This is a genomic window from Holophagales bacterium, assembly GCA_016699405.1.
Taxonomy (GTDB): Bacteria; Acidobacteriota; Thermoanaerobaculia; order Multivoradales; family JAGPDF01; genus JAAYLR01.
This window is the reverse complement of record CP064972.1, coordinates 220408-233055: the sequence shown is the minus strand read 5'-3', so window position 1 is coordinate 233055 and position 12648 is coordinate 220408. Positions and strand designations below refer to the sequence as shown.

13 protein-coding genes are annotated in these 12648 nt (G+C 69.2%); 9 read left to right on the top strand and 4 right to left on the bottom strand.

Annotated elements, in window-relative coordinates; translation table 11 throughout:
• The first annotated feature begins 52 nt into the window (after nucleotides 1-52).
• From IPJ17_01035 to IPJ17_01025, 3 genes are read left to right on the top strand one after another with little or no spacing between them, the layout of a single operon-like run.
• Nucleotides 53-712, top strand: a complete 660-nt coding sequence (locus IPJ17_01035; GenBank protein QQR76051.1) for a MotA/TolQ/ExbB proton channel family protein — start codon at nucleotides 53-55, stop codon at nucleotides 710-712.
• Nucleotides 693-1145 (top strand): biopolymer transporter ExbD, encoded by a 453-nt coding sequence (locus IPJ17_01030; GenBank protein ID QQR74217.1) that lies wholly within the window; start codon nucleotides 693-695, stop codon nucleotides 1143-1145. The genes IPJ17_01035 and IPJ17_01030 overlap by 20 nt, the downstream gene beginning before the upstream one ends.
• Before the next feature lie 34 nt (nucleotides 1146-1179).
• The gene (locus IPJ17_01025; GenBank protein QQR74216.1) at nucleotides 1180-1593 is read left to right on the top strand and encodes a biopolymer transporter ExbD; all 414 of its coding nucleotides are present in this window, start codon (nucleotides 1180-1182) and stop codon (nucleotides 1591-1593) included.
• Between the two features lie 81 nt (nucleotides 1594-1674).
• Here the strand turns inward: IPJ17_01025 and IPJ17_01020 are convergent, their stop codons facing one another.
• Nucleotides 1675-3039 carry an NAD-dependent succinate-semialdehyde dehydrogenase gene (locus IPJ17_01020; GenBank protein ID QQR74215.1) on the bottom strand — a complete coding sequence of 455 codons (1365 nt, stop codon included), beginning with the start codon at nucleotides 3037-3039 and terminating at the stop codon, nucleotides 1675-1677.
• A gap of 153 nt (nucleotides 3040-3192) precedes the next feature.
• On the opposite strand from IPJ17_01020, the gene IPJ17_01015 reads away from it, so the two are divergent.
• The 5 genes from IPJ17_01015 (at nucleotide 3193) to IPJ17_00995 (ending at nucleotide 7724) form a co-directional block, all read left to right on the top strand.
• Nucleotides 3193-4065, top strand: a complete 873-nt coding sequence (locus IPJ17_01015; protein ID QQR74214.1) for an SPFH domain-containing protein — start codon at nucleotides 3193-3195, stop codon at nucleotides 4063-4065.
• A gap of 12 nt (nucleotides 4066-4077) precedes the next feature.
• Nucleotides 4078-4293 (top strand): hypothetical protein, encoded by a 216-nt coding sequence (locus IPJ17_01010; protein QQR74213.1) that lies wholly within the window; start codon nucleotides 4078-4080, stop codon nucleotides 4291-4293.
• Nucleotides 4294-4331: 38 nt separating this feature from the next.
• Entirely contained in the window at nucleotides 4332-4559 is a 228-nt protein-coding gene (locus IPJ17_01005; GenBank protein QQR74212.1) for a hypothetical protein, read from the top strand.
• Nucleotides 4560-4655: 96 nt separating this feature from the next.
• Nucleotides 4656-6935: an NADP-dependent malic enzyme gene (locus IPJ17_01000; GenBank protein ID QQR74211.1), complete on the top strand. Its 2280-nt coding sequence runs from the start codon at nucleotides 4656-4658 to the stop codon at nucleotides 6933-6935.
• A gap of 168 nt (nucleotides 6936-7103) precedes the next feature.
• Nucleotides 7104-7724 (top strand): hypothetical protein, encoded by a 621-nt coding sequence (locus IPJ17_00995; protein QQR74210.1) that lies wholly within the window; start codon nucleotides 7104-7106, stop codon nucleotides 7722-7724.
• 112 nt (nucleotides 7725-7836) lie between these two features.
• Here IPJ17_00995 and IPJ17_00990 read toward each other — a convergent pair whose 3' ends face one another.
• The 3 genes from IPJ17_00990 to ruvX form a co-directional block, all read right to left on the bottom strand.
• The gene (locus IPJ17_00990) at nucleotides 7837-9693 is read right to left on the bottom strand and encodes a TonB family protein (protein QQR74209.1); all 1857 of its coding nucleotides are present in this window, start codon (nucleotides 9691-9693) and stop codon (nucleotides 7837-7839) included.
• Between the two features lie 103 nt (nucleotides 9694-9796).
• Nucleotides 9797-10891 carry an endolytic transglycosylase MltG gene (gene mltG, locus IPJ17_00985; GenBank protein QQR74208.1) on the bottom strand — a complete coding sequence of 365 codons (1095 nt, stop codon included), beginning with the start codon at nucleotides 10889-10891 and terminating at the stop codon, nucleotides 9797-9799.
• A complete protein-coding gene (gene ruvX / locus IPJ17_00980; protein ID QQR74207.1) occupies nucleotides 10888-11361 on the bottom strand; it encodes a Holliday junction resolvase RuvX in 474 nt (157 codons plus the stop codon). The genes mltG and ruvX overlap by 4 nt, the downstream gene beginning before the upstream one ends.
• 72 nt (nucleotides 11362-11433) lie before the next feature.
• Here ruvX and IPJ17_00975 point away from each other — a divergent pair, with 72 nt between their 5' ends.
• Nucleotides 11434-12621, top strand: a complete 1188-nt coding sequence (locus IPJ17_00975) for an acetyl-CoA C-acyltransferase (GenBank protein QQR74206.1) — start codon at nucleotides 11434-11436, stop codon at nucleotides 12619-12621.
• Nucleotides 12622-12648: the final 27 nt, after the last annotated feature.

Here is a 12648-nt window from a genome sequence, read left to right as displayed (position 1 = left end):
CGCCCCAAGGAGAAACGATATGGATATGGGTCCGCTGGCACTGTGGCAGTCGATGACGCCCATCGCGAAGGGGGTCGTCATCGCGTTGATCTGCCTTTCCGTCTGGTCGTTGTACGTCGCGATCGAGCGGCTCCTCTTCTACAAGAAGGCCAAGCAGCAGTCGCTCGCCTTCGCCAAGATCGCCACGCAGCTGATCGGTCAGGACCGCATCCAGGAGCTGCTCGACACCTCGCGCAAGCACCATCAGGCGAGCCACCTGGCGCGCGTCACCCGGGCGGCGCTCATCGAGTTCCAGCTCGACACGACGACGAATCGGCGCTCGGGCAACGACGTCATCGAGTCGGCCAAGCGCGCCATCGAGCGTGAGGCTCTCGTCACCTTCGCCGACTTCCGCAAGGGCGTCCCGGGCCTGGCGACCATCGCCACCACGGCTCCGTTCATCGGCCTCTTCGGCACCGTCATCGGCATCATCAACGCCTTCCGCGGCATGGCGATGACCGGTTCGGGCGGCATCGGCGCGGTTTCGGCCGGTATCGCCGAAGCCCTCGTTACCACCGCCCTCGGTCTGTTCGTGGCCATTCCGGCCGCCTGGATGTTCAACTACTTCACGAACACCCTCGAGCGGATCCAGATCGAGATGACCAACTCCGGCTCGGAGCTGATCGACTTCTTCATCAAGAAGGGTTCCTCCAATGTCAATGGGAGTCGCTAGCTCGAAGCCCGGATCCGGAGAGGCGGCGGTCAAGTCCGACATCAACGTCACGCCGCTCGTCGACGTCTGCCTGGTGCTGCTGATCATCTTCATGGTGGTCACACCCATGCTGCAGAAGGGCGTGGACGTCGCTCTGCCGACGACCACCGAGCCGGAGAAGATGCCGGAAGGCGCCAAGCAGGTGGACATCGCCGTCAAGAGCGACGGCAAGGTGTTCATCGGCAAGGACTGGATCCCCAACGACCAGCTCGAGGCCACGTTCGCCGAGATGTACCGCCTCACGCCGGAGAAGAACCTGGTGATCAAAGGCGACAAGCGCCTCCAGTACAAGGATGTCCAGAAGGTGATGAAGCAGCTCAACAAGGTCGGTTTCACCGGCGTGGGCCTCGTCACCCTCAAGGAGGACAAGAGCGGCGCGGGAGGTCATTCGTGAGCCGTTCCTCCCTCCGCACGAAAGGAGCCACGCCATGGGCATGAGCGTAGGTGGTGGCGGCGGCGTCAAGGCCGAGATCAACGTGACGCCGCTCGTCGATGTCGTGCTCGTGCTGCTGATCATCTTCATGGTGGTCACGCCGTTGATGCAGATGGGCTACACGGCGACGGTGCCGCCCGAGGTCAAGACGCAGGTGCCGACCCCGGCGACCGATCAGCTCATCCTGCGGCTCGACGACGACGGTCGCATCTACATCAACAAGGACGTCGTCTCGGAGTCCGAGTTCGACCGGCGGGTCCGCGAGCTGACGAAGGGCCGCGAGTCGAAGCTGGTGTTCTTCGCCGCCGACGGCAAGATTCAGTACGAACGCGTCATGCAGTTCATGGATCGTTGCCGGGCGGCTGGCGCAACGAATCTCGGGATCGTCCTCGACGATCTCGCGCACTGACGCCAGCGGCAGGCGGGCGGGTCCCTCGACGGTGAGGAGAGCCTCCGGCGGGTTCGCGTTGCGACGCGAGCCTCCGGAGGCTCAGCCCATCCAGACCGTCTTCACGTTCACGAACTCGCGCAGCCCCCAGGTGGCCAGCTCGCGGCCGAAGCCCGAGCGCTTGATGCCACCGAACGGGAGCCGCGGGTCGCTCTTCACCATGCCGTTCAGAAAGACCGAGCCGGCCTCGATCTCGACGGCCAGGCGCTCCTGTTCCGCCGGGTCGCGGGTGAACGCCGCGGCTCCGAGGCCGAACTCCGTGCCATTGGCGAGCTCGATCGCCTCGTCGAGAGAGTCGACGACGAGGATCGGTGCCACCGGACCGAACAGCTCTTCGCGTGCCGCCGCGCTGTCGCGCGGAACGTCGGTGAGCACCGTCGGCGCATAGAAGTTCCCGGGACGTTCGAGGCGTCGTCCCCCGAGCTCCAGGCGGGAGCCCGCCGCGACGGTGCGACGAACCTGATCGTCGAGCTCCTCGAGAATCGCCGGGGTGGCGAGCGGGCCGACGTCGGTGGACGGGTCCAGCGGGTCGCCGACCTTCAAGGCGGCCATCTGCGCTCGAAAGCGCTCGGTGAAGCTCGCACTGACAGCGCGATGGACGATGAACCGCTTCGCGGCGATGCAGGACTGGCCGTTGTTGATCACTCGGGCGGCCACCGCCGTGCTCACCGCCCGATCGAGGTCGGCGCTCGGCAGGACGAGGAACGGGTCGCTGCCGCCGAGCTCGAGGACGACCTTCTTCAGCGCGCGGCCAGCCGCCTGGGCGAGGCTCGCTCCTGCCGGCTCGCTGCCGGTCAACGTGGCGGCAACGACACGCGGATCGGCCATCAGCGGGGCGACACGCGACGCTTCGATGAGCAGCGTCTGGAAGACACCCTCGGGGGCGCCGGCGCGGCGGAAGACCTCCTCGATGGCGAGCGCCGCTTGAGGCACGTTCGAGGCGTGTTTGAGCAGGCCGACATTGCCGGCGACCAGCGCCGGAGCGGCGAAGCGGAAGACCTGCCAGAGCGGGAAGTTCCAAGGCATCACGGCCAGAACCGGGCCGAGCGGGTCGAACCGAACGAACGCGCGCCGCCCGTCGCTCTCGGCAGCCTCGGGGGCGATCATCTGCGCGCCCTGGTTCGCGTAGTAGCGGCAGGCGAGGGCGCACTTGTCGACCTCGGCGAGCGAGGCGGCGATCGGTTTGCCCATCTCGAGCGTCATCAGACGCGCAAGCCGCTCCCGCTCGGCGGCGAGGACTTCGGCGGCCGCCGCGACGACGGCGGTCCGCTCGACGACGGGGCGAGCCCGCCAGGTCCGGAAGGCGGCGGCGGCCCGCGCCAGGCAGCCCTCCACCTCCTCGGCAGTGTGCGGTGAAAAGGTGGCGAACGTCTCGCCGGTGGCCGGATTGACCGAGGCGATCGGCATGGCAGCTCTCCGCAAAATCGGAAGGGCGGGGCACCCTCCCCAGGGTCCGCCGTCAAGGTAGCACGGGAGCCCCGAGGGAAGGAGAGCCGACGAGGGGGGGTACTTGCGTTTCGCTAGCGTAGTGATATCATACGCCCGTGAAAGGAGGACCCAATGCTGCGTGAGAAGTCAATCGAAGCCGCGAATGGACTCGCCATGCTCCCCCTGCTCCTGGCTGCCGAGGCGGTCGCCGTCTGGGGGCTCGTGATGGCCGGTCGCGCCCACGAGGCGGGCATCGCGGTGGGCTGGCTCGTCTTCGGTCTGGTGGTTTTCGTCCTGCTTCTCGGCTTCTTCATGGTCGAGCCCAACCAGGGCCGGGTGCTGACGCTGTTCGGTTCGTACCGCGGCACGGCTCGCACCCCCGGGCTGCGCTGGGCGAACCCCTTCTACTCGAAGCGGGCCGTCTCGCTGCGCGTGCGCAACTTCGAGACCCAGCGCCTCAAGGTGAACGACCACGACGGCAACCCGATCGAGATCGCCGCGGTCGTCGTCTGGCGGGTGGTCGACACGGCCGAGGCCGTCTTCCAGGTCGACAATTACGAGAACTTCGTCCACGTCCAGAGCGAATCGGCGCTGCGCAACCTGAGCACGCGCTACTCCTACGATGCTCACGGTGAAGGGGAGACCTCGCTGCGCGGGTCGACTGCGGTCGTCGCCGAGCAGCTCTGCGCGGAGATCCAGGAGCGCCTGGCGCAGGCGGGCGTTCAGGTCCAGGAGGCCCGGATCAGCCACCTCGCCTACGCCCAGGAAATCGCCCACGCCATGCTGCAGCGCCAGCAGGCGAGCGCCATCATCGCGGCGCGCCGACTGATCGTCGACGGAGCGGTCGGCATGGTCGAGATGGCGCTCGAGCGGCTCTCCGAGCGCAAGGTCGTGCAGCTCGACGAAGAGCGCAAGGCGGCGATGGTCTCCAACCTCCTCGTCGTGCTTTGCAGCGATCGCGCCGCGAGCCCCGTCGTCAACGCCGGCACCCTCTACTCGGGCTGAGCGGAGGCGAGGATGGTGGAGCGGAAGGCGTTCCTGCTGCGGTTGGACCCTCGTGTCCACGACGCTCTGCAGCGCTGGGCCGCCTCCGATCTGCGCAGTCTGAACGCGCAGATCGAGTACCTGCTCCGCCGGGCCCTGGTGGAGACCAACCGCTTCCCGGGTGAGCCGGCCTCGCCCGGGAAGGCGGTGGACTCCGCAAACGACCTCGACCCCAGCCGGGAGGAGTGACCGCGCGCGGCACCGCCGCGAGGGAGATCCTGAGGACCATGAACGACAACCGTTGTCCGAAATGCAATTCGCTGATGAACGAAGGGTTCATCCTCGACTACCGGCACCACAACTCGCCGAGTCCCCAGCAATGGATCGAGGGGAAGGTCGAGCGCTACTGGTTCCGCGCGCTCAAGCTCCGGGGACGCCGCCGCCTGCCGGTCGTCACCGCCCGCTGTAGCCGCTGCGGCTACCTCGAGTCCTTCGCGAACGAGCAGGGCGGGTAGACCGCCGGGCCCGGACCCGCCGGCCGGCGCGGTCGTCGCCGCGACCTACCGGAAAGGGTGGGCGTCGGCGGCCGCCCGGCGGCCTACACTCTGTCCATGGCCAAGATCACGCGCGAAGAGGCCCTCGCGTACCACGCGAGCGAGCCCAAAGGGAAGGTCTCCGTCGTTCCCACGAAGCCCACCGCCACCCAGCGGGACCTGTCGCTCGCCTACACCCCCGGCGTCGCCGAGCCCTGCCTCGAGATCGAGAAGAACCCCGACCTCGCCTACGAGTACACCTCCAAGGGAAACCTCGTCGCCGTGATCAGCAACGGCACGGCGGTGCTCGGCCTCGGCGACATCGGAGCGATGGCCGGCAAACCGGTCATGGAGGGCAAGGGGCTGCTGTTCAAGCGCTTCGCCGGCATCGACGTCTTCGACATCGAGCTCGACACCCACGACCCGGAAGAGATCATCCGCACCGTCAAGCTCCTCGAGCCGACCTTCGGCGGCATCAATCTCGAAGACATCAAGGCGCCGGAGTGCTTCGAGATCGAGCAGCGCCTGAAGAAGATGATGAACATCCCGGTCTTCCACGACGACCAGCACGGCACCGCGATCATCTCGGGCGCTGCCCTGATCAACGCGGTGGAGATCGCCGGCAAGAAGATCGGCGACGTCAAGCTGGTCTTCTCCGGCGCCGGTGCGGCCGCCTTCGGCTGCATCTGGCTCTACCTCCTGCTCGGTGTGAAGAAGGAGAACCTCATCCTCTGCGACCGCAAGGGGGTGATCTACAAGGGGCGGCCCGGAGACGTCGATCGCTACAAGCTCGAATATGCGGTCGAGACCGACAAGCGCACCCTGGCCGACGCCCTCGTCGGCGCCGACGTCTTCGTCGGCCTCTCGGCGGCCGGCGTGGTCAAGCCGGAGATGCTCAAGACGATGGCGGCGAACCCGATCGTCTTCGCCATGGCGAACCCCACGCCCGAGATCGGTTACGACGAGGCGGTGGCGGCCCGTCCGGACGTCATCATGGCGACTGGCCGCAGCGACTACCCGAACCAGGTCAACAACGTCCTCGGCTTCCCGTTCATCTTCCGCGGCGCTCTCGACGTCCGCGCCACCGACATCAACGACGAGATGAAGCTCGCCGCGTCGCACGCCCTGGCCGCTCTCGCCCGTGAGGACGTGCCGGATTCGGTCCTCAAGGCCTACGGTCTCGACTCGCTGCGCTTCGGCCGCGAGTACCTGATCCCCAAGCCGTTCGACTACCGGGTCCTGCTGAACGTCGCTCCGGCCGTGGCCGAAGCGGCTGGCAAGACCGGGGTGGCGCGCCTGCCGCTGACCGACCGCGCGGCCTACGTGCGCCGCCTCGAGCACCTGATCTCGCGCCGCATGGAGCTGATGCAGCGCCTGGTCGAGCGCGCCAAGCGTGCCCCGAAGCGGATCGTCTTCCCGGAGGGCGAGAACGAGAAGATCCTCCGCGCCGCGAAGATCCTCATCGACCAGGAGATGGCCCAGCCGATTCTGCTGGGGCGCAAGGAGCTCGTGGCGGGCAAGCTCGCCGAGCTGGGAATCGCCGACGAGGCGATCACCTTCATCCACCCGGAGAGCTCCCCGGACTTCGCCCGCTACGCCGGCTTCCTCCACGAGCGCCGCCACCGCGACGGCGTGACCCTCGAGGACGCCCAGCACCTGATGCGGTCACGCAACAACTGGGGCCCGGCGATGCTCGCGCTCGGCGATGCCGACGGCTTGGTCTCCGGCCTGACCGGAGAGTACCCGGACACCATCCGTCCGGCGCTCGAGGTGATCGGAACCCGCCCGGGAGTGAAGCGGGTCTGCGGCGCCTACATCCTCGTCCTGAAGGACCACCTCTTCTTCCTCGCCGACACCACGGTCAATATCGACCCGGACGCCGAGACGCTCGCCGAAATCGCCGTGCTCACCGCCAACTTCGCTCGCCGGTTCGACATCACGCCGCGCGTCGCGATGCTCTCCTTCTCCAACTTCGGCTCGAACAAGCACCCGGCCGCACGCAAGGTGAAAGCGGCGGTCGACCTGCTCCACGCCAAGCACCCCGATCTGGCGGTCGACGGCGAGATGCAGGCCGACACCGCCGTGGTCGACTCGATCCTGCGCGGCTCCTATCCCTGGAGCAAGCTCGATGCGGCAGCCAACGTCCTCGTCTTCCCGGACCTCGGCTCGGCCAACATCGCCTACAAGCTGATCTGGCGCCTCGCCGACGCCGAGGCGGTGGGCCCGGTGCTGCTCGGCATGGGCAAGCCGGTCCACGTCCTCCAGCGCGGCGTCGAGGTCACCGACATCGTGAACATGGCCACCCTCTGCGTGCTGGACGCCCAGGACGCCGACGCGGCCAAGCGCACCGGGGCCTGATCCTCTCCACCGAAAAAGGGGGCCCCCTCGCGGGGCCCCCCTGGTATCATCCCCTCCGGCACGTCGATTGCTAACCGGATCAGGAAACGACGCTTGGCCCCTCGCGGGCCCGCGTGACGTTTCCCTAGGTGAGCCAATGTCCCTCAAGGGACCCAACGGAGGAGCCAGATGAAGCGAATCGTCACCCTCGGACTCGGCGTCCTGCTGCTCGGACTCGCGGCGGCCAGCGTCGCCACGGCGGCAGAAGGCAAGCCCCGCATCGCGGTGCTCGAGTTCAAGAACAAGGCGGACAACCAGTGGTGGTGGCACGGCGGCGCGGCCGCCGCGCAGGACGTGTTCGTCACCGAATTGGTCAAGAGCGGCAAGTTCCGCGTCATCGACCGCGAGCAGCTCGCGGCGTTGATGCAGGAGAAGAACCTCTCGATCGGCGGCGACATCGATCCGGCCACCGCGGTCAAGGCGGGAAAGCTGCTCGGCTGCCAGTACTTCCTCACCGGCGCGGTGACCGAGTACGGCCAGACCGGCACCGACGTCCACGCCCCCGGCATCGGCGGCCTGCCGAGCTTCTCGATGGGCAAGAAGACCTTCGTGGCGGCGATGAACGCCCGCATCATCGACACCCAGACCGGCGAGATCGTCTGGGCGGACGAGGCGCGCGGTGAGGAGTCGAGCTCGAAGGTGTTCGTCGGCGGATTCGGCGGCGGCGTCGACGACGACCGCATGTTCGACAAGGTGATGAAGCCGGTGATCCAGAAGCTCACGGCGAGCATCAAGGCCGCCGACCTCTGAGAAGGCCGCCGCCGGCACCCTCCCCGGGGAGGGGCCGACGGCCGCAGACACGAAGGGCCGGGGTGTCGCACCCCGGCCCTCTTGTCTTGCCAGGACCCGCCGCCGCCCGCCGCTACTTGAGCGAGAAGGCGATCTTCAGCTCCATCCACATGCGGACGGGCACGCCGTTCTTCGTCGCCGGGACGAAGGTGGTCTCGCGCGCGGTGTCCTGGGCGGCCTCGTCGAAGCCGAGACCGGCCCGGGAGGGCACCTGGGTGTCGATCACCTTGCCGTTCTCGCCCACCAGGACGCGGACGGTGACCGTCGCCTCGCGGCTCATCCGCCGGGCGGCGGGAGGATAGCGCTGCGCTCCGAGCTTGATCGTTCGCGGCGGGATGACTCCCGGACCCATCGTCACCAGGTCGCCGGGCCGAACGTCACTCGCTGGGGACGCTGCCGGAGCGGCGGCCGACGGCGCCGCAGCGACGGAGGTCGCGGGCGGCGGCGTCGGTCTCGGTGTCTCGGGCGCGGGCGCGCTGGTGGCGGCCGCAGCCGGGACCGTGGTCGCCATCGGCGCGGCAACCGTGGGCACCGTGGTCGCACTGGCGACCTGGGTCGGCGAATAGGTCGCGGGGCCAGAGGCGCCGCGCCGGGCTTGATCGGCGGCGGCCGCCTTCTGGGCCTCTTCCAGGCGCAGCTTCATCGCCTTGATCTGGTCGTCGTACTGCGTCTTCAGGCCGGCTTCGCGGGCCTTCAGCTTCTCCTCCAGCATCTGCTCGATCTGCTTCTGGATCTCCTCCGGAGAGGGGCCGGAGACCGAAGGCGCCGCCGGCGTCGCTGCCGGGGGCGGGGCGCTCCCGCGACCGAATGCCATGTAGCCGCCCACTGCGGCGACGACCAAGGCAGCGGCGATGCCCCCGAGGACCGCCGGCGACATCCCCCCCTTCTTCTCGGGCGTCGTCAGACCGAACTCCTCTTCCACGGAGCGCGCCGGGGCGGCGGCGGGGGTCGCTGCCGGCGCCGCGGGCCGAAGCTGCTCGGCGGAGAGCTGGATGGTCTTCTCGACCTCGATCTCCTGGCTCTCCTTGTCGATCTCGTCGCGGAAGAGGCTGTGCATGTAGAACGCGAGGTTGAAGGTGGTCGGGTTGTAGTGCCCGTCGCCCATCTGCTTGCTGAGGCTCTTGTGCCAGGTCGGCGCATCGGCGATGCGCTGTTCGCGGGGGACGAAGCTCTGCTTGAGCAGCTCGGCCAGACCCGCCGGGAGCGCCGTGCCCTCGTTGGCGAGCGTCGCGGCATCGACCGCGGCGGCGAGGACGGCCGAGGATCCCGCCGGAATGCGTTCCCCGGTAAGCAGCTCGAAGAAGAGCGCACCGAGCGTGTAGACGTCGTCGGCCTTGTGCCGCGGCTGCCCGGCGAGGACCTCCGGGGAAAGGTAGCGGCCGAACGCCTCGCGCAGGAGCGGGTGGGCCGCCGAGCCACGCAGGCCCCCCGCGGCTTCGAAGCCCAGCAGCCGGGTCTCGCCCTCGTTGGAGATCATCACCAGGTGCGGGGCGAGGAAGCCGTGCAGCACCCGCTCGTCGCCGAGTCGTGTCTCGTAGGCGACCGACAGACCCATCGCGGCGCGCTCGGCGATCAGCAGCGCATGATCGAACGGCACGGGCGAGTGCTTCTTGCGCGCCTGCTCGAGGAGCGCGGCGAGGCTCTTGCCGGAGATGTAGTCGTAGGCGACGAAGGGGACGCCGCCGATCTGGCCGGAGTCGACACAGAGCCCGAGGGTCGGGCTCTTGAGCGCCTGCAGCGCCGGCCCCACCGTGGCGAGATGCTGGGCGAGTCGGGCACTGTCGAGCCCCTGGCCGTTGAAGACCCGCAACAGCAGGACCCGTTCGACGCCCTGGCGTCCGATCTTGCCGGCCCGGAAAGTCTCGCCGAGGGCATCCTCGCCGACCTTCTTGAGCAGCAGGTAGCTGCCGAACTGGTCTCTGGTGTTCATCTCCCCCTCCTCCTGCCGCTTCAGCCGTCCCGACCTGGCACGCGGCGATCGCCAATCATTCACCGATGGAGCCGCCTATAGCTACACCAGCCTCCCGAGCCTGTCAATCCGCGTTCGCTTTGGCGCTGCCTGCGCTCGCGTCGCCGGTTCTCGCCCGCCGTTCCCGCCAGTAGCGGCGCTGCCATCGTTCGACCTCGCGGCTGTGCTCGGCGAGCGTCCGCGTGAAGACATGGCTGCCGTCGTTCCGGCTGACGAAGTAGAGCACGTCCGAGTCGGCAGGAGCGGCGGCGGCGGCGAGGCTGGCGAGCCCGGGCGAGCAGATCGGTGTCGGCGGGAGCCCGGTGCGCCGATAGCTGTTGTAGGGACCGTCGGTCTCGAGGTGGACACGGCGCAGGTTGCCGTCCCAGACGCCGGCGAGCTTCAGCCCGTAGATGATCGTGGGATCGGCCCCGAGCGTCATCCCGAGGCGCAGCCGGTTCGCGTACACCGCGGCGATCACCGGCCGCTCGCTGTCGAGCTTGGCCTCTTTCTCGACCAGGCTCGCCAAGGTGACGACCTGCCGGGGGTCGGCCGTCGGCGGGAGCAGCGGGCGGATCTCGGCGGAAAACCGCCGACGGAAGGCGCCCGCCAGCGTCGCGGCGACCTCGTCGGCGCTCACCTTCCGGGGGAAGCGGTAGGTGTCGGGGAAGAGGTAGCCCTCGAGGTCGGCGGCTGCCGGGTCGAGGTCGGCCACCAGCGCGCGGGCTCGTGCCGAGGTGAACGCGGCGACGAGCGATGGACGGTCGGCGACACCCGCCTCGGCGAGTGCGGCGGCGGTCTCCTGCAGAGTCAGGCCCTCGACCACGGTGGCGGAAAACAGCGCGATCTCGCCCCGGCGAAGCTGCTCGAGCACCTGGATCGGCGTGGCGGCGCCGTGAAAGCGGTACTCACCGGCCGCCAGGCGTGGATCGCCCATGCCGCGCACGAGCCAGAGGCGGGTCCAGCGCGTTTCGGGGAGCACTCCGGCCGTGCGCAGGCGCTCGAGGATGGCCCCGCCGCCGAGCCCGGGAGGGATCTCGACGTAGACCTCGTCGCCGCTGAACCCGCGGTAGGGCGTGTGCAGGAGGGTCCAGATCCGCTGCGCGGCGAGCGACCCGGCGGCGGCGACAAGCACGACGACGCCGACCGTCGCGAGAATCCACCGTCGTGCCCGGCTCATGGCTGGGGCCGGAGAAGGCCGCGCTCGATCGCCTCTTGCAGGATCACCTGGGCGGCGAGCGCGTCGATCCGTTCGTCGCGGCGCCTCCGGAGCGCCGTCGTGGAGGTGGCGACCCGTCGCGCTTCCGCCTCGACGGTCGTCAGGGTCTCGTCGACGAAGATGCAGGGCAACGCCGCAGCGCGACCGAGACGTTCGCCGAAGCGACGCGCTCGTTCGGCGGCCGAGCCGCTCGTGCCGCCCGGTCCGCGCGGCTCGCCGACGACGAGCAGGGCGACCTGCTCGGCCGCGGCGATGTCGCGGATCGCGCCGATCACCTCCCGGTCGCTCCGCCGTGCGAGCACCGAAAGCGGCAGGGCGAATCGTCCTTCGGGGTCGGTGATGGCGAGCCCGACGCGACGTTCTCCGAGGTCGACGGCAAGCGCCCGACGCCCTGTCCGCGGCCCGTTCGCCGCAACCCCCTGTGCTAGCATCAGGGCCCTCCTGTCGGACGTCGCGAGCAAGCTCGAGGCCGGTTCCGATCCACGATTCCCGGAGGCGAGATTATGCACGAGGTCGTCATTCTGAGCGCCGTGCGCACGCCGATCGGCGCCTTCCAGGGCGTGCTGCGCGAGGTCCCCGCGCCGAAGCTCGGGGCCGCGGCGCTCAAGGGTGCGCTCCAGCGCGCCGGAGTGGCTCCCGACGCCGTGGAGCAGGTCATCCTCGGCTGCTGTCTGCCGGCCGGACAGGGGCAGGCGCCGGCCCGCCAGGCGGCGTTCGGCGCCGGCTGCCCGCCGTCGGCGGGCGCGGTCACGCTCAACAAGATGTGCGGCTCCGGCATGCGCTCCGTGATGGATGCGGCCAACGCGCTGCGTGCCGGCGAGTACTCGCTGGTCGCCGCCGGCGGCATGGAGAGCATGACGCAGGCACCGTACCTCCTTCCCGGTGCGCGCGAAGGGCAGCGACTCGGCCACGGAAAGCTCCTCGACTCGATGATCTGCGACGGCCTGTGGGACGTCTATCGCGATGTCCACATGGGCAACTGCGCCGAGATCTGCGCCAGGCACTACGGCTTCACCCGCGAAGAGCAGGACGAGTACGCGCGCGAAAGCTATCGCCGGGCGCGTGCCGCCATCGAGGGCGGACGCTCGGCGGCCGAGATCGCGCCGGTCGAGGTGCCGCAGAAGAAGGGGGCGCCGCTGCTCGTCGAGCGCGACGAGGAGCCGTTCAAGTCCGATCTCGAGAAGATGAGCGGCCTGCGGCCGGCATTCCAGAAGGACGGCACGGTCACGGCGGCGAACGCGAGCAAGATCAACGACGGAGCGGCCGTCCTGCTGCTCGCCTCCGCCGAGCGGGCGGCGGCGATCGGTGCGCGGCCGATCGCGCGGATCCTGTCGCAGGCTTCGGCGGCACAGGAGCCGGAGTGGTTCACCACGGCACCGGTGCCGGCGGTCCGTCGCGCGCTCGCGCTCGCCGGCCTCACGGCGGACCAGGTCGACCTGTTCGAGATCAACGAGGCGTTCGCCGTGGTCGCCATGGCCTGCGGCAAGGAGCTCGGCCTTCCCGCCGACAAGCTGAACGTTCGTGGCGGTGCCGTCGCCTACGGGCACCCGATCGGTGCTTCCGGCGCCCGCATCCTCGTGACGCTCCTTGCCGCCCTCGAAGAGCGCGGAGCACGTTACGGTTGCGCCGGGATCTGCATCGGCGGCGGTGAGGCCACCGCGATGGTGGTCGAGCGGCTCGGGTCGCACTGAACGGGTCGCGCACGATGACTCCGCGCC

Excerpts from the sequence above, each read along its gene's own strand:
- IPJ17_01035 (QQR76051.1), top strand. The coding sequence starts at position 53 with ATGACGCCCATCGCGAAGGGGGTCGTCATCGCGTTGATCTGCCTTTCC.
- IPJ17_01030 (QQR74217.1), top strand. The coding sequence starts at position 693 with ATGTCAATGGGAGTCGCTAGCTCGAAGCCCGGATCCGGAGAGGCGGCG.
- IPJ17_01025 (QQR74216.1), top strand. The coding sequence starts at position 1,180 with ATGGGCATGAGCGTAGGTGGTGGCGGCGGCGTCAAGGCCGAGATCAAC.
- IPJ17_01020 (QQR74215.1), bottom strand. The coding sequence starts at position 3,039 with ATGCCGATCGCCTCGGTCAATCCGGCCACCGGCGAGACGTTCGCCACC.
- IPJ17_01015 (QQR74214.1), top strand. The coding sequence starts at position 3,193 with ATGCTGCGTGAGAAGTCAATCGAAGCCGCGAATGGACTCGCCATGCTC.
- IPJ17_01010 (QQR74213.1), top strand. The coding sequence starts at position 4,078 with ATGGTGGAGCGGAAGGCGTTCCTGCTGCGGTTGGACCCTCGTGTCCAC.
- IPJ17_01005 (QQR74212.1), top strand. The coding sequence starts at position 4,332 with ATGAACGACAACCGTTGTCCGAAATGCAATTCGCTGATGAACGAAGGG.
- IPJ17_01000 (QQR74211.1), top strand. The coding sequence starts at position 4,656 with ATGGCCAAGATCACGCGCGAAGAGGCCCTCGCGTACCACGCGAGCGAG.
- IPJ17_00995 (QQR74210.1), top strand. The coding sequence starts at position 7,104 with ATGAAGCGAATCGTCACCCTCGGACTCGGCGTCCTGCTGCTCGGACTC.
- IPJ17_00990 (QQR74209.1), bottom strand. The coding sequence starts at position 9,693 with ATGAACACCAGAGACCAGTTCGGCAGCTACCTGCTGCTCAAGAAGGTC.
- mltG (QQR74208.1), bottom strand. The coding sequence starts at position 10,891 with ATGAGCCGGGCACGACGGTGGATTCTCGCGACGGTCGGCGTCGTCGTG.
- ruvX (QQR74207.1), bottom strand. The coding sequence starts at position 11,361 with ATGCTAGCACAGGGGGTTGCGGCGAACGGGCCGCGGACAGGGCGTCGG.
- IPJ17_00975 (QQR74206.1), top strand. The coding sequence starts at position 11,434 with ATGCACGAGGTCGTCATTCTGAGCGCCGTGCGCACGCCGATCGGCGCC.